The sequence below is a fragment of the Herbaspirillum lusitanum P6-12 genome (genome assembly GCF_000256565.1).
Classification (GTDB): Bacteria; Pseudomonadota; Gammaproteobacteria; order Burkholderiales; family Burkholderiaceae_D; genus Herbaspirillum; species Herbaspirillum lusitanum.
In genome coordinates this window covers 1-483 of the sequence record NZ_AJHH01000618.1, presented here as the reverse complement: position 1 = coordinate 483, position 483 = coordinate 1, and the positions used below count along the sequence as shown (strand labels likewise).

Here is a 483-nt window from a genome sequence, read left to right as displayed (position 1 = left end):
GGGATTCAACCGAGTTGGCGGACCAGCTCAGGCAGATGCGGCCGGTGTCGAGGGTGTAGATGGCGTACTCCTCGCGCAGCCTGCGCACCTGCTCCTTGTCCAGGCCGGTATAGGAAAACAGCCCAGACTGGCGCGTCAGGAACGAGAAATCCCGACCCGGCGCCAGCGCCTCCAGTCGCAATCGCAGGTCGCGCCGGGTGGTGCGGATGCGCTCCCGCATGGCCGCCAGCTCTTGCTCCCACATGGCGCGTAGCGGCGCCGAGCCAAGCACCGTCGCAACCAGGCGAGCGCCGTGTTCCGGCGGGCTGGAGTAGTTGGTGCGGATGGTGCGTTTCAGTTGCGACTGCACGGCGCGGCGACGCAGGGACCAACGATGAGCGCCGAGATCGCGCCCATGGCGAATACCCCTGCCAACTTGCCGCCGCCCTGCCCGGAGACCTCGGTCAGTTTCGCGCGCGCGCGCGCGCGCGCGCGCGCGCGCGC

Annotated in this window: 1 protein-coding gene and 1 pseudogene; both read right to left on the bottom strand. The window is 69.8% G+C overall.

Annotated features, from left to right (window positions below; genetic code table 11):
• A partial coding sequence (locus tag HLUSI_RS29790; RefSeq protein WP_040503720.1) for an aminotransferase class I/II-fold pyridoxal phosphate-dependent enzyme occupies positions 1–349 on the bottom strand: 349 nt, incomplete at its 3' end.
• Positions 349–483 (bottom strand): annotated as a pseudogene (locus HLUSI_RS35060) (cytochrome c biogenesis protein CcdA); the annotation flags it as partial. The gene HLUSI_RS29790 and the pseudogene HLUSI_RS35060, both read right to left, overlap by 1 nt.